This window comes from Yersinia fenwicki (assembly GCF_043099325.1).
In the GTDB taxonomy this organism is placed as follows: domain Bacteria; phylum Pseudomonadota; class Gammaproteobacteria; order Enterobacterales; family Enterobacteriaceae; genus Yersinia.
The window spans coordinates 3,532,204-3,551,390 of record NZ_CP170755.1 but is presented as its reverse complement, the minus strand read 5'-3'; the positions used below and the strand labels follow the sequence as shown (position 1 = coordinate 3,551,390).

The window sequence follows — 19,187 nt, the reverse complement described above, 5'->3', positions numbered from 1 at the left end:
CATTACTCTATTCCGTCGAATGGATCACGGCTTGCTGTACCTTGCTGACGTTCATGAATGCTGAGGAAATCAGCCGGTACACGTGTTTTATTAATAACGTGAAGCAGATGGTCCCAGTTGTCTGGTTTAGCCGGTTGTTTTGATAATATTACATTTCCATTTTCATCACGGCGAATGTAGACTTTATCGGTATCGAACTCGAATTCAACAGGTAATCTAACTGCTTGATTTCTACCGTTTTTAAATAACTTCGCGACTCTGTCCATTATTTACCCCCTTAGTTATTGGCCTATGCCTTAGCATAGGCCAAATTTTGACTTATGCCAAGGTGTGATTTTTCCATCTCTAATCTCATTCCCTCGATCTCCCAATCGACTAATTTGTGACCGGCTTCTACTTTCCTTGCTCGCATGTTGGACAAGCCGTGGGGCGTTTGTATTATTAGATTGAATATAAATTTAATGGTGAATATATATTCAATGCGGAGAAAAATAATGAAAAATACCCTACTGAAATCCTGTCTTACCGCAGCATTGATCTCGATGGCGGGTGTTGCTGGTGCCGCCAGTAACGGCCTAATCGCCATTATCACCCCATCCCACGATAACCCGTTTTTCAAGGCGGAAGCCGAAGGTGCCAAAGCTAAAGCGACGGAGCTGGGATACACCGTATTGGTGGCGTCTCATGATGATGATGTGAATAAACAGAACCAACTACTGGAAACCGCTATCGCCCGTAAAGCCAAAGCGATCATTCTGGATAATGCCGGTTCAGATGCCACTATCGGGCCGTTGAAAAAAGCCAAAGCCGCAGGTATTCCCACCTTTCTGATTGACCGCGAAATCAATGAAACCGGCATTGCAGTTTCACAAATCGTGTCCAACAACTATCAGGGGGCACAGCTCGGTGCTGAGAAATTTGTCGTCCTGATGGGGGGCAAAGGCAAGTATGTTGAATTACTGGGCCGTGAATCAGATACCAACGCACACGTACGTTCACAGGGTTATCACGACGTGATCGACGAACATAGCGACATGAAGATGGTCGCTCAACAGACTGCAAACTGGAGCCAGACTGAAGCCTTCAACCGTATGGAGTCCATTTTGCAGGCTAACCCGGATATTACCGGGGTGATTTCGGGTAACGATACTATGGCGTTAGGCGCTGAAGCCGCATTAAAAGCAGCAGGGCGCAATGATGTGATTGTGGTTGGATTTGACGGTAGCGACTATGTTCGCGACTCCATCATCAATAAAGGCAATATCAAAGCCACCGTACTTCAGCCAGGTTGGGCACAAGCCCAGATGGCGGTCGTTCAAGCTGATAAATATCTGAAAACCGGTTCCACCGGGCAGGAAGAAAAACAGTTGATGGACTGCGTATTGATTGATGAAAACAATGCCAAAAACCTGAGTGTCTTTGCGCTGAAAGAGTAACGCCTTAAGCGGCTTACTAACACGCGCATTTAAAAGGCAATGAGGGGCGCACCAGCCCCTCCTGACAGGAGGCAGTATGTGGTTCAGTGCCCTATCGAAAGCTGGCGGCTTGTTGATTATCAGCACCGTATTGGTGGCTTGTACCGTGGTGGATTTAGATGAAAACGGTAAACCGATTTTGCCGGTCGATCCGAATGCGGTGGTCAGTGACTATAACCAACCACCGGACAAGGTCGCCTCCACCATTTGGGTGAGCAAAGTGATGCCATTTGCCAACAGCAATGCGCTCAGTTGGCAGCAAGTGAAACAACAGAATCAGCCAGCAACAGGGAAAAATAGCCAAAGTCATTTTGTTCGCTTCAACGGCAAAGTGGTGGCGGTAGAAACAGAAGGGCGGGAAGGGGCAATAAGAGTGGCAGTCGAAGGCGATGAGCAAGTGCTGCAATTGGGGCCTATCGTCAAAGGTAATGCTATTCGTGATGCATCAACCTTTATCCGCTTCGAAGATTTTAAAAACCAGGTGCAATATGCCCAGCTCTCCAAGGCGTTGAGCAAAAGAGCTTTACAGGATGTGGCCAAACCGGATGCCAGTTGGATCGGCCAGCAAGTTGAGGTATTGGCTGCAGTAACAGTGGCCACCACCGGCTTGAGTAATGCGGTACCGCTCCGTTTGAATAAGGAGAGCCACTAATGGACCACAGACCTGACATCGTCATGCGTGCTGAGAACATTTCGATGCGTTTTCCTGGCACATTGGCATTAGATACCGTCAGTTACCATGTATATCGCGGCAAAGTTAATGTGATTATTGGTGAAAATGGTGCGGGAAAATCTACTCTGATGAAGATTCTGGCGGGAGTGCAGCAACAAACTTCCGGCCAGATTTATCTCAACGAGCAGCCGGTAACCATTGCCAATACCCGTGAAGCGGCTGCATTGGGTATCGGCATGGTGCATCAAGAACTGAATTTGTCAGAAAATCTTAATGTTGCGGAAAACATCTTTCTGGGACGCGAGATTCAGCAAGGTTTGAAGCCGATCAATCAGGCGGCGCAGGAATTGATCGCCGAGCAACTGATGGCACGTCTTGATCAGGCTATTTCACCCAAAGAAATGGTGTCGAACCTGAAAGTCGGGCAGCAGCAACTAATTGAAATTGCTAAGGCTCTGGCTGAGCAGGCAGATATTTTGATCTTAGATGAGCCAACTTCGGCGCTGAGTAAAACTGAAGTCGATATCTTATTCCGGGTGATTCGTGAACTGACTCGCCAGGGCGTTTCTATCGTCTACATTTCGCATCGGTTGGAAGAGCTGATGGCCATTGGCGACTATATCACTATCCTGCGCGATGGCCGTTTTCAGGCGGAAGCCGCCGTCAAAGATATTGATGTGCCGTGGATTGTGCGTGAAATGCTGGGTAGTGATCCGGTTTCCAGCTTCCTTCATCCCAACCGGACTTTCGGTGCAGCAATGATGGAAGTCGATAACGTCACTTTAATCAATGAATCCGGTAATACCGTGGTGAATCAAGTCTCGCTGCAAGTGCGTGCTGGTGAGATCGTCGGTATTTATGGGTTGATGGGGGCTGGACGCACTGAACTGTTCGAATGCCTGCTGGGTACGCAACAGAGCTATCTCGGCACCATTCGGCTCAATGGCACCGCCATCAGTGCCAAAACCTCAACCGCAGAGCGCATCCGCCTTGGCATGAGTTTAGTGCCGGAAGATCGCAAGAAAACCGGCATTTTCCCGGTGTCATCGGTGGCGAATAACCTGACCATTTCCAGCTTATGGCGTCGGCTAAAACATAGCTTCGCCATCTGGCAGGAAGGTGAGTCACAGGTGGTTGCCTCGGTGATTGGCGACTTGTCTATCAAAGTCTCTTCACCTGAAGTGGAGATCCAGGCGCTCAGTGGCGGCAATCAGCAAAAAGTCGTCATTGGCCGCTCATTACTGACCAGTCCGAACATTTTGCTGTTGGATGAACCGACACGGGGCATTGATGTCGGTGCGAAAGCGGATATGTTTGAAATGATGGTGAAACTCTCTGAGCAGGGGATCGGCATTCTGTTTTCCACCTCAGATCTGAAAGAAATTATGGCGGTATCAGACCGCATTCTGGTGATGTCGAACGGCAAGCTGACTGCGAATGTTTCCCGCCAGTCCGCCAATGAATCGGCATTGGTTACGGCAAGCGCACAAGGGTTTGAATGATGAAAGCAACAACTGGCACTGCGTTGGCGAGTCACCAGCCCGGTGGAGCGTCGTGGTCACGGGAAAATATGCTGCTGCTTCTGCTCAAGATGCGCACCTTTATTGCCCTGTTTCTGATTCTGGGTTTCTTCTCTGTCATGGTTCCGGGGTTTTTGGCGACCGGTAGCTTGATCATTATGGTCAAGCATATCGCGATCAATGCCTTCCTCGCGTTGGGTATTACTTTTGTCATTATCACCGCAGGGATTGACCTTTCTATCGGAGCAACCCTAGGGCTGTGCGGCATGATTGCGGGTTGGATGATCACTCAAGGTATTGTTTTACCGATGTTTGGTATTGCTATTTTCCCGAGCGTCTGGGTGGTAGTTCCGGTGGTATTGGTTATCGGAGCACTGATTGGCGCGGTTAATGGTTGGATCATTACTCGCTATAACGTTGCCCCGTTTATCTGCACCCTCGGCACCATGTATGTGGTGCGCGGTGCGGCGATGCTGATTTCTGGTGGTGAAACTTTCCCCGGCTTACAAGGGAATCCACAACTGGGTAATACCGGCTTTGACCTGCTGGGCTCTGGTACCTTGCTGGGCTTGCCGATTGCCATCTGGATCATGTTTATTCTGGCACTGATCATTGCCTATGTTGCCCGCCGTCTGCCCTTTGGCCGCCATGTTTATGCCATTGGTGATAACGAACGAGCCGCAGAGCTTTCGGGCGTCAAAGTGCGGCAGGTCAAAGTGTGGGTCTACACCATATCGGGCTTCTGCGCAGCCATTGCCGGGATCATTGTTTCCGCTCAGCTGGTGGCTAGCCATCCAGCCAACGGCAGTGGTTTTGAGATGAATGCCATTGCCGCCGTGGTACTGGGCGGGACTTCTCTGGCCGGAGGCCGTGGCACTATTCTCGGTACGCTGATTGGCGCATTTGTTATCGGCATTCTGGCGGATGGTTTAGTGATGATGGGGGTTAGCGAATTCTGGCAAATGGTGATTAAAGGTATCGTGATTATAGTGGCGGTCATTATCGATCAGATGCAGAACCGGATGCAGCACAAAGCAGCGATTGTCTCGCAAAAGTCCACTGTGGTGGCACAAGTTGGGAAAAGCGAACAGGTATAAAGAATAGGCGAAACAATTTGTTGCGGCCTATTGGCTACATAAACAGATTATTTACAGAAACACATTGGCGACAGAGAAGATGTCACGCCGGAGGGCGATTTCCGGACAGGCTTGATGAAAGCTATTTTTTAGCACCATCAGGAATAAATATTCGGTAATGAGTAAAAATTCAGTTATCGATAAAATTTAAGAGAGGTAATGTCATGAATCCGTATTCACTGTCAGTCGATGAGCTGGTGAAAAAGGCACGGGCCATCCGTCGCCGCATCGTCCTGCTTAATGCGAACAGCCCCGCAGGGGGGCATACCGGCGCTGATCTTTCGCAAGTAGAGATTCTCACTGCACTCTATTTTCGTATCCTCAATTGTGCGCCCGACCGACTTACCGATCCTGAGCGTGATATCTATGTTCAGTCTAAAGGTCATGCAGTCGGCGGTTATTACTGCTGTTTGGCTGAGGCGGGTTATTTTCCCGAAGCGTGGCTGGCGGCCTATCAGCACGCCAACTCACATCTCCCCGGACACCCTGTCAAACATAAAACTCCGGGTATTGAATTAAATACCGGTGCTTTGGGGCACGGCTTACCTGTGGCGGTAGGGATTGCACTCGCAGCAAAACGAGCTAACAGCAAACGCCGGGTATTTGTACTGACTGGTGATGGTGAACTGGCCGAAGGCAGTAACTGGGAAGCTGCGTTAGTGGCTGCTCACTATCAGTTAGACAACCTGATAATCATTAATGACAAAAACAAACTCCAACTGGCAGGTACGACCAAATCCATTATGAACACCGATCCGTTGGCGGATAAGTGGCAGGCGTTTGGTCTACAAGTCACTGAATGTCAGGGCAATGATATGCAATCAGTAGTAGACACATTGGAGGGATTACAAGCGAGCGGTAAACCCAACGTGGTGATTGCCAACACCGAAAAAGGTGCCGGTATCTCCTTTATTCAAGGGCGTGTGGAGTGGCACCACCGGGTGCCGAAAGGTGCTGAAATTGATCTGGCGCTGGAGGAATTGAGCGATGAGTAATGCAGAACATTTGGCCGCAGTGATGGTCGAGCAGTTTATTAAAGCCGTGGATAACGGGGTGGATCTGGTACCTGTTGTCGCTGACTCCACTTCGACGGCGAAAATTGGGCCGTTTATAGCCCGTTTCCCAGATCGGGTGGTGAATGTCGGGATTGCCGAGCAGGCGATGGTGGGCACCGCGGTAGGGTTATCCATGGGCGGAAAAGTGGCAGTCACCTGTAATGCCGCGCCCTTCCTGATTTCGCGCTCCAACGAACAGCTCAAAATCGATGTTTGTTACAACAATAGCAATGTAAAACTGTTTGGTTTGAACTCAGGAGCCAGTTATGGGCCGTTGGCGAGTACTCACCACTGTATTGACGATATCGCCATTCTACGCGGCTTTGGCAATATTGAGATTTATGCCCCCTCTGACCCGCAAGAGTGCCGCCAGATAATTGATTATGCTCTGGCGCATATTGGGCCGGTTTATATCCGCCTCGACGGTAAATCTTTACCGCCACTGCATGATGAACACTACCAGTTTGCTCCCGGCCAGATTGATGTTTTGCAGGAAGGTCAGGATATTACTCTGGTGGCTATGGGTTCTACAGTTCATGAAGCTGTTAGCGCGGCTGCGATACTGGCAGATAACAATGTTTCTGCTGCGGTGGTCAACGTTTCTTCGATTCGCCCATGTGATACTCAAAAGCTGTTAACCATCCTCCAAAACAGCCAACGGGTGATAACCATCGAAGAGCACAATATTAATGGCGGTGTGGGCAGTCTGGTGGCTGAAGTGCTGTCCGAGGCGGGCAGTGGCATTCCATTGGTGAGACTCGGTATTCCTGACGGGGGCTATGCGATCGCGGCTGACCGAGCAGAAATGCGGGCTTATCATGGTTTTGATGCGGCAGGCATTGTGGCTCGTGCTTTGCGGTTTTGCCGGGGAGAGTAATCATGCCGACGCCGATTATTTTGGCCATTGATGAGGGAACCACCAACGCCAAAGCCATTGCGGTGGATGCTGCTGGGCAAATTCTGGCGAAAGCCTCGGTGCCGCTGTTATTGGAGCATCCGAGGCCAGGCTGGGCGGAGCAAGATCCACTGGCTATCTGGCAGGCAGTTTCTTTAGCCATCGAAGGTTGTTTGAGCCAGTTGGCAGGGGGACGAGTTGCCGGTATTGCTATCAGTAATCAACGCGAATCGGTGCTTATCTGGGAGCGAAAGACAGGAATGCCACTGACACGAGTGGTCAGTTGGCAGTGTCGGCGCTCGGAGGCTTTCTGCCAAGCGCTGAGTCAGTTACCGGAAGCGGCGATGATAGCCGAACGTACCGGATTACAGATTGACCCCTTGTTCCCTGCGGCTAAAGTTCACGGCATGTTGGCGGAAATCCCGCAGGGTGTCGAGCGCGCGGCCCACGGCGAATTGTGTGTGGGTACTATCGATTGCTGGCTCACCTGGCAGCTCAGTGGCGGCCAAAGTTTCTCGACTGATTTTTCCAATGCTGCCCGAACTCAACTGTTTAATATTCATTCGGGTCAATGGGATCCAGACCTGTTGGCGCTATTTGGCATTCCTAGCCTTTGTCTGCCCGCGGTTTTACCTTCGGCGGCTATCCACGGGCACACTGGCAATATGGGTATTACTGGCTTGAGTCAGGGGATACCGATTGTGGCGCAAATTGGTGATTCGCACGCTGCGCTCTATGGGCAGGGCGGTGACCGGGCGGGCGAAATCAAAGCCACCTACGGCACCGGTTCATCGTTGATGACCACTCTGAAGCAAGCCAGTGCGCAAAGTCACGGCTTAAGCACCACGATTGCCTGGCATGATGGTGAATTACGTTACGCCCTTGAAGGCAATATCACTCATACCGGTTCCGGTGTGGCGTGGGTTTCGCGCATGTTGGGGGTGACTGACTTGGCTTACCTGACTGAAATGGCGCAAAACCAGGCGGGTAATCAAGGAGTCTATTTTATCCCGGCATTATCAGGTTTGGGCGCCCCCTATTGGGACAGTCAAGCTCGCGGTTTGTTCTGTGGCCTCACTGATGCAACTACGCCCGCAGTTCTGGCCCGTGCCGGATTGGAATCTGTCGCCTACCAAATAGCGGATGTCTTTTTTGCCATGGAGCGGGCTGGTCATCATCGCCTTGAGCGACTTCGGGTTGATGGCGGCGCAACCAGTAACCGCTGGTTGATGCAATTTCAGGCCGATTTGTTACAGCGCACCCTGATACGCAACCATACCGCAGAAGTGTCGGCACTGGGGGCGGCTTATTTAGGGGGGAAAACCTTGGGCTGGTGGCAGGATAGCCAGCAACTGGCGGCACTCCCCCGAGAAGTGGAATACATCGAACCGCGCGCTCAAAGTGCGGAGATGCAAGATAACTATAGCCTCTGGCAAACGGCCATCGCGCGTGCGCGTTTTCAGCCGAAATAACCCAAACCAGGAGTAAGCATATGTCAGCAATACCTCGTAAGTTAACTTTCGCGGTGATTATCGGCAACCGGGGTTTCTTCCCTAGTTATTTAGTTGCAGATGCACGCCGCGATGCCCAGGCACTGTTTGATCGCTTGGGGATCAACATCATCATGCTGAATGAAGAGCAAACGCCGCTGGGTGGGGTGGAAAACTGGCGCGATGCCAAAGTGTGTGCTGAATTATTCCGTAAACATAGTGAAGAAATTCATGGTGTGGTGGTCATTTTGCCTAACTTTGGCGATGAAAAAAGTGTCTCCGATGCCATCCGTCTCTCTGGCCTTAAAGTACCGGTGCTGGTGCAAGCAGAAGAAGATGCACTGGACAAAATGGGGCTGGCGACACGGCGTGACAGCTTCTGCGGTAAAATATCGCTCTGCAACAATCTGCGCCAATATGGCATTCCCTTCACATTGACCCAGCAACATGTTTGTAGCTTAAACAGTGATATATTCAGTCGTGATGTAGAGCAGTTTGTACAACTTTGCCGTGTGGTACATGCCATGAAACGCGTCAGAGTTGGGGCTATTGGCGCGCGGCCAACTAACTTTAATACTGTGCGTTACAGTGAAAAGTTATTAGAGAATTTGGGGATAACCGTTGAAACCCTTGATCTATCTGAAGTATTTTTCCGTGTAGCCAACCTCAGTGGTCATGATATCCGTGTCGGTGAAAAACTGGCGTTATTGAAAGCAAATGGTGATACCAGCGCTATTCCACAAGATAAATTGCATAAAATGGCAAAACTGTTTGTGGTTATTAGTGAGTGGATTATTGCTAATGATATTGATACTACCGCCATGCAGTGTTGGACGTCGCTACAACAGAATCTGGGAATTAACGTCTGCTCCATCATGAGTGTGATGTCCGGGCAATTAATGCCAAGTGCCTGTGAAGTGGATGTGATGGGCGCATTATCGATGTATGCCCTGGCAAGTTGTTCGTTGGCGCCCGCTTCAATTGCTGACTGGAATAATAACTTTGGCGAAGAACGTGATAAGTGCGTGCTATTCCATTGCGGCAACTTTGCCAGTGAAAGTTTAGAAAGCTCAACTATGGGCACTGCCGATATTATCGGAACAACTGTGGGTTGTGAGAATACCTGTGGTGCGGTTCATGGGCGCATGAAATCAGGCCCATTGACCTATTTCCGCCTATCATCAGACGATTTCACTGGGCAGGTGCGAGCCTATGTGGGGGAGGGGCGTTCAGTCAGTGATGAGTTGGATACAGTCGGGTGCCGCGCAGTTGTAGAAGTGCCGCAATTGGAAAATTTACTCACACATATCTGTAATAATGGTTTCGAACACCATGTGGCGATGAACCATTCGGCTACAGCTAAAGTGCTGCAAGAAGCATTCAGTAAATATCTGGGTGTTGACTGCTATTGGCATGCGAAATAGCGTGTTGGCGTTAAGTGCTTAAATTATGCCGCACCAGGGACGGCGCGGTTAAATCTATAGCTTCAGTAAACTTCTGGTTTCAGTAACCCTATGGCTACAGTAATGTCTCGGCGGTAATTCTGTCGGTAATCAATACATCAATATAGTGACCTGTCAGTGCGCCCCGAATAGCGGCACTTTTTCCTACTCCACCGGCCAGTGCGACGACTCGCGGGCAAGCCCGTAATTGTGGCAGAGACATACCAATCACCGGATCTTCTTCGTCACTAAGTACTGCGTTTCCCGCAGCATCAAAATAATGCAGACACAAATCCCCCACGGCACCGCGATCAGCCAGTAATTTAAGCATCTCTTCGTGGTAATAGTTACCGGAGTTTTTCAATAGCTGGGATGGCTCCAGATCGCCAATCCCGACTAACGCCAGATCTACTTCAGTAAATTTATTCACCACATCAGCGACTTCGCCGCTTGATATCAGGCGGGTGCGATCTTCAGTCGAGCGCTCGATACTTTGTGCGGGCAGTAAGTAGGCTGGGCAATTCAAAATATTAGCCAGTGCCTGGGTTAACAATGTGGCTTGCACATTACCGTTGGGGCCAACCCCGCCCAATAATTGAATGACGCCGCTAGTTTTGATGTTAAGCGGATGAAGATTATCAACCATTGCTCGAATTGTGCTGCTCCACGAAGAAATACCGACCATATCGTTTGGGCGAATACTGGTTTGCATATAGTGGGCTGCGGCAGAACCTATAGCGTGTTTTATCTGAGCAGGGCTGGCGTCATCGGCGACATCGACCACGATGGCTTGGTCGATACCATAGTGTTTTTGAATCTGCGATTCGATACCAATAAACATATTAGGAGGCTGGATGACGCTGATTTTAACCACCCCCTCTTTAACGCAACGGGTAATCGCCCGGGAAACAAATGACTGGGATAAATGCAGGCTGTCGGCAATCTCGGATTGCTTCATACCTTCGGTGTAATATAGCGTGGCTATTTTTACCAATAACCGCTGTTCATCTTGTCTCGACATTGCTCTATCCCGCTAAATACCTCATGTCGGTATTTTTATTCAAAGCCGAATAAATAACAAGCAGTACCCATTTCCATTCTTTTTAATCAAAATTTAGCAAAGTATCTATAGAGAAAGGTTATGGATATTGAAGTTTCTATGCTTGCCACCAATGTGATTATTGCTGCTGAGGCTCATCTTCCGAGGCGTTTTCTCCCAGTTCTGTTTCAGTTTGATCAGGCGGGGGCATGATGTCGTGAATCAACTGTTCATCAAAGCTGGGGTTAAGTGCCGGGGAGAGTGGAGAACTGACCAAACTGTCGGGTATGGCCATATGGGGCACTGGAGCATCATTAACAAATTCGTCTTGATCCTGTTTAACTGTTCTGCTGAATGCTATCAAACTTAAGCCGCAGAGTGAGAAAAACGCATACAGAATATTGCCACCCAGAGGGGCAATCAGCGCGCCCACGGCAAGTGGCCCGATACTGGCACCCACACCGAATGACATCAATAAACATGCCGCTAAAGAGACTCGCCGTTCCGGTGCAATCAGGTCATTGGCTAGTGCAACGACCAATGGATAAAGCGTGAACTGCAACATGCTAACGATAAAGCCTAAACCCAATAAAAAATGGAACGAGATATGAGGCACCAGCGCTAGCGGCAGTGCTGTTAAGGCCAGTAATGATGCGTTAATACGGAGCAGGAGAGTGCGATTATAGCGGTCGGACAACCAACTGAGTGGAAGCTGGGCGACCAATCCGGCAAAAATAGATAACGCCATGAACAGGCCGGTTTCTTGAGTAGAAAGTGATTGTAAGCTGGCATAAACCGGCGCCAGACCATAAAACGAGCCGACAATCATGCCGATAACTAATGTCGAGGCCAGTATTTTGGGGATGGAGTTGATAAAGAATTTCAGTTCCATAGGGGCCGGTGACATCTGCTGAGCATTACTGCGAGTGGTCAGGGCTACGGGCACCAAACACAGAGCAAAAAACAGAGCAATAATCATGAGTGTGCTTAAACCCAGCTCAGGTTGAAGCATCAACACGACTTGGCCTAATGCCATGCCAGCATAAGTTGCTGCCATATAAAAGCCAAACACCGTACCGCGCTGGCTAGACTCCGCTTGGTCATTTAGCCAACTTTCCAACACCATAAACTGGCACATCATGCAAAGGCCAATAATCAGGCGTAGAACTACCCATGCAGGGATATATTCAGTAAGGCCATGAATTAACACCGCAGCTGTAATAATACCGGCACAGGCCACATAGGCACGGATATGGCCTACCCGAGCGATGAGGAAGTGGCCGACCTTGCCTCCAATCACTAAACCAATATAGTTTGCGGCAATGATTGCCCCGATTAATGCACCGGAAACATGGATAGCAGTCAACCGTAACGAGATATAAGTGGTCAGTAAACCTGACCCTAATAACATCAGCACTGTTGCGCTATAAAGTGGGAAGAAGGCGTTGAGAATTTTTTTCACTATCACGTCCTAAGTTCATCATGCCGGTAAGTTACCGGTACTCCAGATGTCGCCAGTCGCATCTTCTTTATTTTGATACTAACAGCTGAGTCCCTGAGGTAAAGCTTTGTACTGTAATGTGCTTTTTTTTCATGCCACCTTTCGAGGCGTTTCGCATAACGAACAGCTGTTGTTGTTACGGCCCAAAGAAGTGCTACTATCGGCGGCGGCAGACTTCATTCGAGTAGGGGCAATAATGCGCGAAGAACAATTACGTCAGCTGAGTACCGCAGTGGGTAATAAACTCATACATCGTGGTGCCTGGGTTACCTGTGCCGAATCATGTACAGGTGGTTGGGTGGCTAAAGCCCTGACAGATATTGCGGGCAGCTCGGCCTATTTTGATCGTGGTTTTGTCACGTACAGCAATGCGGCAAAACATGATTTATTGGGGGTAAAAGAAAGCACTTTAGCTGAGCATGGCGCAGTTAGTGACGCTGTCGTTCGAGAAATGGCATTGGGTGCATTGCGAGCGGCTAATGCGGACTTCGCGGTATCGATAAGCGGAGTTGCCGGGCCTGATGGCGGCACGCCAGAGAAACCAGTGGGCACCGTGTGGTTTGCTTTTGCTACACGTAACGGTGAGGTTAGTGCGACAAAACAACTTTTTTCCGGTGATCGTGACGAGGTCAGATCGCAAGCGGCTGTTTTCGCACTACAAACACTTTTAGATAATTTTCTATAAAATTAGTCTTGATACTGTATGATTGTACAGTATAATTAATGGTAATTTCTTGCATATACACTAAATGATTTGAGTTGCAGGAAGGCAGCCAACGCACATGCAGCTTGAAGTATGACGGGTATAAAACAACATTCAGTGGTGATGACGGGGCAACTCGGCATCCCAGAGAGGGAGTAAAAATGGCTATTGATGAGAATAAACAAAAGGCATTAGCAGCAGCACTGGGCCAAATTGAAAAACAATTCGGCAAAGGCTCTATTATGCGCCTTGGCGAAGACCGCTCAATGGATGTTGAAACCATCTCTACTGGTTCTCTTTCTCTTGATATCGCATTGGGGGCGGGTGGTCTGCCAATGGGGCGTATTGTTGAGATTTATGGCCCTGAATCGTCCGGTAAGACAACACTAACCTTACAGGTTATTGCTGCTGCACAGCGCGAAGGTAAAACCTGCGCCTTTATCGATGCCGAGCATGCTCTTGACCCTATTTACGCTAAAAAACTAGGCGTAGATATTGATAACTTGCTGTGTTCTCAGCCAGATACTGGCGAGCAAGCACTGGAAATCTGTGATGCGCTAACTCGTTCGGGCGCGGTTGATGTCATCATTGTTGACTCCGTCGCTGCATTAACACCAAAAGCTGAAATTGAAGGTGAAATTGGTGATTCTCACATGGGCCTTGCGGCTCGTATGATGAGCCAGGCGATGCGAAAACTGGCGGGTAACCTGAAAAACGCGAATACCCTGTTAATCTTCATCAACCAGATTCGTATGAAAATCGGCGTTATGTTTGGTAACCCTGAAACTACGACGGGTGGTAACGCCCTGAAATTTTATGCATCCGTGCGTTTGGATATTCGCCGTATTGGTGCAGTAAAAGAAGGTGATGTAGTTGTTGGTAGTGAGACACGCGTTAAAGTGGTGAAAAACAAAATCGCAGCACCATTTAAACAAGCCGAATTCCAGATCCTGTATGGTGAAGGTATCAATATTAACGGCGAGCTCGTTGATTTAGGCGTTAAGCACAAACTGATTGAGAAAGCCGGTGCATGGTATAGCTACAACGGTGACAAGATTGGTCAGGGTAAAGCGAATGCCAGTAACTACTTAAAAGAAAACCCAGCAGTTGCTGCTGAGTTGGATAAAAAATTGCGTGAAATGCTTCTTAATGGTGGCAATGGTGAGCAGCCTGTAGCAACAGCCGCATTTGCTGATGAAGCAGATGAAACCAGCGAAGAATTTTAATTTGTAAGGTCATTGACCGAGTTAGCAAATTAAGCAATTAGCCAACGGCTCACTTAATCAGTGGGCCGTTTTAGTTAATGATGGTGTGTTTAAATGCTTCATTAGAAGTCTACACCCAAAGTAATTGGATTGTGGCAAGGCAGCAAACGAATGAATCCCGATGAGCTGACATGAGTCAGTGATTCGGGTGACGAATCTGCTGGGAGCCGATTTGAACGCTGCTTGCAGCGGCCTCACAGAGGCGAGGCTCATGGATGGGCCGAGTAAAGAGCGCAGCTAACACGGCTGCAGTTTCAAGTAATAAGGGTAATTATGAATGACCTACTGAGTCGTGCTATGAGACTCCTCTCTCAACGTGACCATAGTGAATCAGAACTGCGCCGCAAGCTTGCATCTCAACCATTCTCGGCAAAAGGCCATTGGGGGAAACAAACAGGTCGTAGTGATAACGAACCCGCTGTCGATATTGATCCGAAAGTTATTGAGCAAGTGATTGTCTATTGTTATCAACATAATTGGCTGGATGATGCCCGCTTTGCTACCAGCTATATTAATAGCCGTAGTCGTAAAGGATATGGTGCACAGCGTATTCGTTCTGAATTGATGCAAAAGGGTGTCGATAAAGAACTTATTCAAGCTGCTTTTGAAATCAGCGAAATAAACTGGTGTTTGTTGGCAAAAGAAGTCGCGCAACGCAAATTTAGTGAAATTTTACCGATTGAATGGAAAGAGAAGGCCAAAGTTCAGCGTTATCTTCTCTATCGTGGTTTCTTCCAGGAGGAAATTCAGTCGATTTACAATGATTTTGTTGAATGAATGCACACAGGATTTTACTTCCCCTCGAAGAAAATTTATCTTAGTCCCACTTTTTGTTCGTGAGCTTACCCATTGTGTCGCTATTCAAAGTAACGCAATCCGCTCGCGAGCTTATTCTTTTAGCTTGTTTCCGGGACAATTATGAGCAAGAGCACCGCTGAGATTCGTCAAGCGTTTCTCGATTTCTTCCATAGCAAGGGACATCAGGTTGTATCAAGCAGCTCTTTGGTCCCTAATAATGACCCTACGCTGTTGTTTACCAATGCCGGGATGAACCAGTTTAAGGATGTCTTCTTAGGTTTGGATAAACGGGCATACTCCCGTGCGACGACCTCTCAGCGCTGTGTGCGAGCAGGTGGTAAGCATAATGACCTTGAAAACGTAGGCTATACCGCACGCCATCATACTTTCTTCGAAATGTTAGGTAATTTTAGCTTCGGCGATTACTTCAAACATGATGCCATCAGCTTTGCTTGGGAATTATTAACTGGCGAACAGTGGTTTAATCTACCGAAAGAAAAACTGTGGGTAACTGTTTACGAAACCGATGACGAGGCTTATGAAATTTGGGCCAATGATATTGGCATCCCTCGTGAGCGTATTATTCGCATTGGTGATAACAAAGGCAGTGCCTTTGCATCAGATAACTTCTGGCAAATGGGTGACACAGGCCCTTGTGGCCCATGCACAGAGATTTTCTTTGACCACGGCGACCATATTTGGGGCGGCCCTCCAGGCTCGGCAGAAGAGGACGGCGATCGTTATATTGAGATCTGGAATATCGTCTTCATGCAGTTCAACCGCCAGTCTGATGGCACAATGCTGCCATTGCCTAAGCCATCGGTTGATACCGGCATGGGGCTTGAGCGTATTGCTGCGGTTTTACAACATGTTAACTCCAACTATGAGATTGACTTGTTCCGCGATTTGATTAAAGCGGTAGCGGAAGTTACCGGTGCAACTGATCTTTCTAGCAAGTCACTGCGCGTTATTGCTGACCATATTCGCTCTTGTGCTTTCCTTATCTCCGATGGTGTTATTCCGTCGAATGAAAACCGTGGTTATGTTCTGCGCCGTATCATTCGTCGTGCTATCCGTCATGGCAACATGTTGGGCGCGAAAGAGACTTTCTTCTACAAACTGGTCGCTCCACTGATTGCTGTTATGGGGCCTGCTGCCGATGAGTTGAAACAACAACAGGCAATGGTTGAGCAGGTTCTGAAAACTGAAGAAGAACAGTTTGCGCGTACATTAGAACGCGGCTTAGCTCTGTTGGATGAAGAACTCAGTAAATTGACTGGTGATACCCTGGATGGTGAGACAGCTTTCCGTTTGTACGACACCTACGGCTTCCCGGTTGATTTAACCGCAGATGTCTGCCGTGAACGTAATCTGAAAGTGGATGAAGCCGGTTTCGAGCAAGCAATGGAAGCTCAACGCCGTCGTGCGCGGGAATCCAGTGGCTTTGGTGCCGATTATAACAACTTAATTCGTGTCGATAGTGCTAGCCAGTTCTCTGGCTATGACCATGTTCATCAGCAGGCCACCGTGACGGCGTTGTTCCGCAATGGCGAAGTTGTTGATGAAATTCATGAAGGCGAAGAAGCGGTTGTTGTCCTCAATCAAACACCATTCTACGGTGAGTCTGGCGGCCAGGTTGGCGATACAGGCGAGCTGAAAAATGCGACTGTAACCTTTGCTGTGGCTGATACTCAGAAATATGGTCAGGCTATCGGTCATTTAGGGCAATTAACTCATGGAACATTGCGGGTTAACCACAGTATTGATGCTCAGGTTGATGTCGCACGGCGTAACCGTATTCGCTTGAATCATTCCGCAACTCATTTATTACATGCAGCGCTACGTAAAACACTGGGCGATCACGTTGCTCAGAAAGGCTCATTAGTAAATGATAAATACCTGCGTTTCGATTTCTCTCATTTTGAAGCAATGAAACCGGAACAGATTCGCCAGGTAGAGGATATGGTCAACGAGCAAATTCGCCGTAATATGCCAGTCCAGACTGAAGTGATGGAACTGGATGCGGCGAAAGAAAAAGGCGCTATGGCACTGTTCGGCGAGAAATATGACGACCAGGTGCGAGTCTTGACCATGGGTGATTTCTCAACCGAGCTATGTGGTGGTATTCATGCCAGCCGCACTGGTGATATTGGTCTGTTCCGTATTTTATCTGAATCAGGTACCGCTGCTGGGATTCGACGTATTGAAGCGGTAACTGGCGAGGGGGCTATTGCACTATTGCATCAGCAGAGCGACCTGCTACAGGATGTTGCTCACTTGGTGAAAGGTGATACCAATAACCTGGCTGATAAAGTCCGTGCGGTGCTGGATCGCAGTAAAATGCTTGAACGTGAACTTCAGCAATTAAAAGATCAGCAAGCCGCTCAGGAAAGTGCCTCATTATCGTCCAATGCGAAATTGGTCAATGGTGTGAAACTTTTAGTTAGTCAGTTGGATAACGTTGAGCCAAAAATGTTACGTACTATGGTTGATGATCTTAAAAATCAACTGGGCTCCGCTATTATTGTGCTGGCAACGATCGCAGATGATAAGGTCAGCCTAATCGTTGGCGTAACTAAAGACCTGACAGGTAAAGTCAAAGCGGGTGAATTAATCGCTGATATTGCTCAACAGGTCGGTGGTAAAGGCGGTGGACGCCCGGATATGGCTCAGGCTGGCGGTACTAATGTGCAAGCATTGCCATCAGCATTAGCTAGTGTTGAAGCGTGGGTGGCATCTCGCTTATAAGTCAGTAATGACCCATTAAATCAATGCGCCATATCTCTATGTTGAGTATGGCGTTTTTCAGTTTTCCTGTCATAGTTCGAAAACAAAGTTAAACGCAAAGTTATTTGCTTCAGCTAAACTTGTATTAGTTAGAGACTTGACCAAGCTACTTACATTTAATGTGAATGTGATAGCTTACGTTTTCACGGTGTATGATGGATAATGGCGGGGAAACTGAGAGACCCGACTCTTTTAATTTTTCAAGGAGCAAAGAATGCTTATTCTGACTCGTCGAGTTGGTGAAACACTCATGATTGGCGATGAGGTTACGGTTACTGTATTAGGAGTTAAAGGCAACCAGGTTCGAATTGGTGTAAATGCTCCAAAAGAGGTTTCTGTTCACCGTGAAGAAATCTACCAGCGCATCCAAGCAGAAAAGTCTCAACCGACGACTTACTGATTTTGAAGCAGCGTCTCGTGTTACACGAGGCGCTACTGCTGTTTATTCCCCCTCATATTTCACTATTCATTCCCTTTTTATGTTCTTATTCTGGTAATAATTTTCTGTTCGCGGCCAATTTAATGGGGTGGGCAGGATAATTTCATTTTTCTCTCAATTTGATTACACCGCAATAAACAGTATCTTGCCTGTTGATAAAACACTCTTTTTGACGCCAAACTGGTCATGTTGCGTGTGAATTGTGCAAATGAACGCTAGTTGGGAAAAATTGTTTGACTTATAAGTGCGGGAAAGTAATATGTGCGCCACGCAGTGCCGATGAGCTTCTTCAAAAGTAAGTCAGGTACAATTCGAAAGAAGCGTATGGTGAGGTGGCCGAGAGGCTGAAGGCGCTCCCCTGCTAAGGGAGTATACGGTCAAAAGCTGTATCGAGGGTTCGAATCCCTCCCTCACCGCCATTTACTATGCACCCATAGCTCAGCTGGATAGAGTACTCGGCTACGAACCGAGCGGTCGGAAGTTCGAATCTTCCTGGGTGCACCATATTTTGCAGTATGGTGAAATAGTCAAATGAACATCAGGTAGTGTCAAAGAATTAATTGCACCCATAGCTCAGCTGGATAGAGTACTCGGCTACGAACCGAGCGGTCGGAAGTTCGAATCTTCCTGGGTGCACCATCTTCTAGGTCATCAATCTTGTTGTTAAGTTTCACTTGCTGAAACGCCTCCGTTAAATTAGAAATACAAAACCGCACCCATAGCTCAGCTGGATAGAGTACTCGGCTACGAACCGAGCGGTCGGAAGTTCGAATCTTCCTGGGTGCACCATTTTAAGAAACCTCGCTACGGCGGGGTTTTCTGCTTTTAGGCCTCCTATTTTATTATACCTCTCAACGCATTGATTTTTACGATGTATCACAGCGCTATTTCCTATTGTGAATGATATTTTATTTAATAAATTCAATCAATTATACAGTGAGCGACAATTTAGTTAGTTTGCGATAAAGT

At 48.2% G+C, this 19,187-nt stretch carries 16 protein-coding genes and 4 tRNA genes; 17 read left to right on the top strand and 3 right to left on the bottom strand.

Features of this window, described 5'->3' with window-relative positions:
• Window positions 1–2: 2 nt before the first annotated feature.
• A complete protein-coding gene (locus ACF3VQ_RS16195) occupies window positions 3–266 on the bottom strand; it encodes an antitoxin (RefSeq protein ID WP_392432146.1) in 264 nt (87 codons plus the stop codon).
• 228 nt (window positions 267–494) lie between these two features.
• On the opposite strand from ACF3VQ_RS16195, the gene ACF3VQ_RS16190 reads away from it, so the two are divergent.
• The 8 genes from ACF3VQ_RS16190 (at window position 495) to ACF3VQ_RS16155 (ending at window position 9,668) form a co-directional block, all read left to right on the top strand.
• The gene (locus ACF3VQ_RS16190) at window positions 495–1,436 is read left to right on the top strand and encodes a D-ribose ABC transporter substrate-binding protein (protein WP_392432145.1); all 942 of its coding nucleotides are present in this window, start codon (window positions 495–497) and stop codon (window positions 1,434–1,436) included.
• Window positions 1,437–1,512: 76 nt separating this feature from the next.
• On the top strand, window positions 1,513–2,127 hold the full coding sequence (locus tag ACF3VQ_RS16185; protein WP_392432144.1) for a DUF2291 family protein: 615 nt from the start codon (window positions 1,513–1,515) through the stop codon (window positions 2,125–2,127).
• Complete coding sequence (locus tag ACF3VQ_RS16180) at window positions 2,127–3,650, top strand: sugar ABC transporter ATP-binding protein (protein ID WP_392432143.1); 1,524 nt, start codon at window positions 2,127–2,129, stop codon at window positions 3,648–3,650. Before ACF3VQ_RS16185 ends, ACF3VQ_RS16180 begins: the two co-directional genes overlap by 1 nt.
• The gene (locus tag ACF3VQ_RS16175; RefSeq protein ID WP_392435636.1) at window positions 3,650–4,765 is read left to right on the top strand and encodes an ABC transporter permease; all 1,116 of its coding nucleotides are present in this window, start codon (window positions 3,650–3,652) and stop codon (window positions 4,763–4,765) included. The genes ACF3VQ_RS16180 and ACF3VQ_RS16175 overlap by 1 nt, the downstream gene beginning before the upstream one ends.
• Window positions 4,766–4,968: 203 nt before the next feature.
• Window positions 4,969–5,799, top strand: a complete 831-nt coding sequence (locus ACF3VQ_RS16170; RefSeq protein WP_392432142.1) for a transketolase — start codon at window positions 4,969–4,971, stop codon at window positions 5,797–5,799.
• Window positions 5,792–6,736 carry a transketolase family protein gene (locus ACF3VQ_RS16165; RefSeq protein WP_005167408.1) on the top strand — a complete coding sequence of 315 codons (945 nt, stop codon included), beginning with the start codon at window positions 5,792–5,794 and terminating at the stop codon, window positions 6,734–6,736. Before ACF3VQ_RS16170 ends, ACF3VQ_RS16165 begins: the two co-directional genes overlap by 8 nt.
• A gap of 2 nt (window positions 6,737–6,738) precedes the next feature.
• Window positions 6,739–8,226, top strand: a complete 1,488-nt coding sequence (locus ACF3VQ_RS16160) for an FGGY family carbohydrate kinase (RefSeq protein ID WP_392432141.1) — start codon at window positions 6,739–6,741, stop codon at window positions 8,224–8,226.
• 20 nt (window positions 8,227–8,246) lie between these two features.
• Window positions 8,247–9,668 (top strand): L-fucose/L-arabinose isomerase family protein, encoded by a 1,422-nt coding sequence (locus tag ACF3VQ_RS16155; RefSeq protein WP_392432140.1) that lies wholly within the window; start codon window positions 8,247–8,249, stop codon window positions 9,666–9,668.
• A gap of 94 nt (window positions 9,669–9,762) precedes the next feature.
• Here ACF3VQ_RS16155 and ACF3VQ_RS16150 read toward each other — a convergent pair whose 3' ends face one another.
• The gene (locus ACF3VQ_RS16150; RefSeq protein WP_392432139.1) at window positions 9,763–10,707 is read right to left on the bottom strand and encodes a sugar-binding transcriptional regulator; all 945 of its coding nucleotides are present in this window, start codon (window positions 10,705–10,707) and stop codon (window positions 9,763–9,765) included.
• A gap of 157 nt (window positions 10,708–10,864) precedes the next feature.
• Window positions 10,865–12,187: an MFS transporter gene (locus tag ACF3VQ_RS16145; RefSeq protein WP_392432138.1), complete on the bottom strand. Its 1,323-nt coding sequence runs from the start codon at window positions 12,185–12,187 to the stop codon at window positions 10,865–10,867.
• A 235-nt stretch (window positions 12,188–12,422) separates the two neighbouring features.
• Here ACF3VQ_RS16145 and pncC point away from each other — a divergent pair, with 235 nt between their 5' ends.
• The 9 genes from pncC to ACF3VQ_RS16100 all read left to right on the top strand — a co-directional run bounded on the left by pncC (window position 12,423) and on the right by ACF3VQ_RS16100 (window position 19,007).
• Entirely contained in the window at window positions 12,423–12,911 is a 489-nt protein-coding gene (gene pncC / locus ACF3VQ_RS16140; protein ID WP_392432137.1) for a nicotinamide-nucleotide amidase, read from the top strand.
• Between the two features lie 179 nt (window positions 12,912–13,090).
• Window positions 13,091–14,155 carry a recombinase RecA gene (gene recA / locus ACF3VQ_RS16135; RefSeq protein WP_005166464.1) on the top strand — a complete coding sequence of 355 codons (1,065 nt, stop codon included), beginning with the start codon at window positions 13,091–13,093 and terminating at the stop codon, window positions 14,153–14,155.
• Window positions 14,156–14,467: 312 nt separating this feature from the next.
• The gene (recX, locus tag ACF3VQ_RS16130; RefSeq protein WP_392432136.1) at window positions 14,468–14,971 is read left to right on the top strand and encodes a recombination regulator RecX; all 504 of its coding nucleotides are present in this window, start codon (window positions 14,468–14,470) and stop codon (window positions 14,969–14,971) included.
• 141 nt (window positions 14,972–15,112) lie between these two features.
• Complete coding sequence (gene alaS / locus ACF3VQ_RS16125) at window positions 15,113–17,740, top strand: alanine--tRNA ligase (protein ID WP_392432135.1); 2,628 nt, start codon at window positions 15,113–15,115, stop codon at window positions 17,738–17,740.
• A 253-nt stretch (window positions 17,741–17,993) separates the two neighbouring features.
• Window positions 17,994–18,179 carry a carbon storage regulator CsrA gene (gene csrA, locus ACF3VQ_RS16120; RefSeq protein ID WP_002209449.1) on the top strand — a complete coding sequence of 62 codons (186 nt, stop codon included), beginning with the start codon at window positions 17,994–17,996 and terminating at the stop codon, window positions 18,177–18,179.
• A 365-nt stretch (window positions 18,180–18,544) separates the two neighbouring features.
• Window positions 18,545–18,637, top strand: a tRNA-Ser gene (locus ACF3VQ_RS16115).
• Between the two features lie 8 nt (window positions 18,638–18,645).
• Window positions 18,646–18,722 (top strand) — tRNA-Arg (locus tag ACF3VQ_RS16110).
• A gap of 58 nt (window positions 18,723–18,780) precedes the next feature.
• Window positions 18,781–18,857, top strand: a tRNA-Arg gene (locus ACF3VQ_RS16105).
• A gap of 73 nt (window positions 18,858–18,930) precedes the next feature.
• A tRNA-Arg gene (locus ACF3VQ_RS16100) sits at window positions 18,931–19,007 on the top strand.
• The last annotated feature ends 180 nt before the right edge of the window (window positions 19,008–19,187 follow it).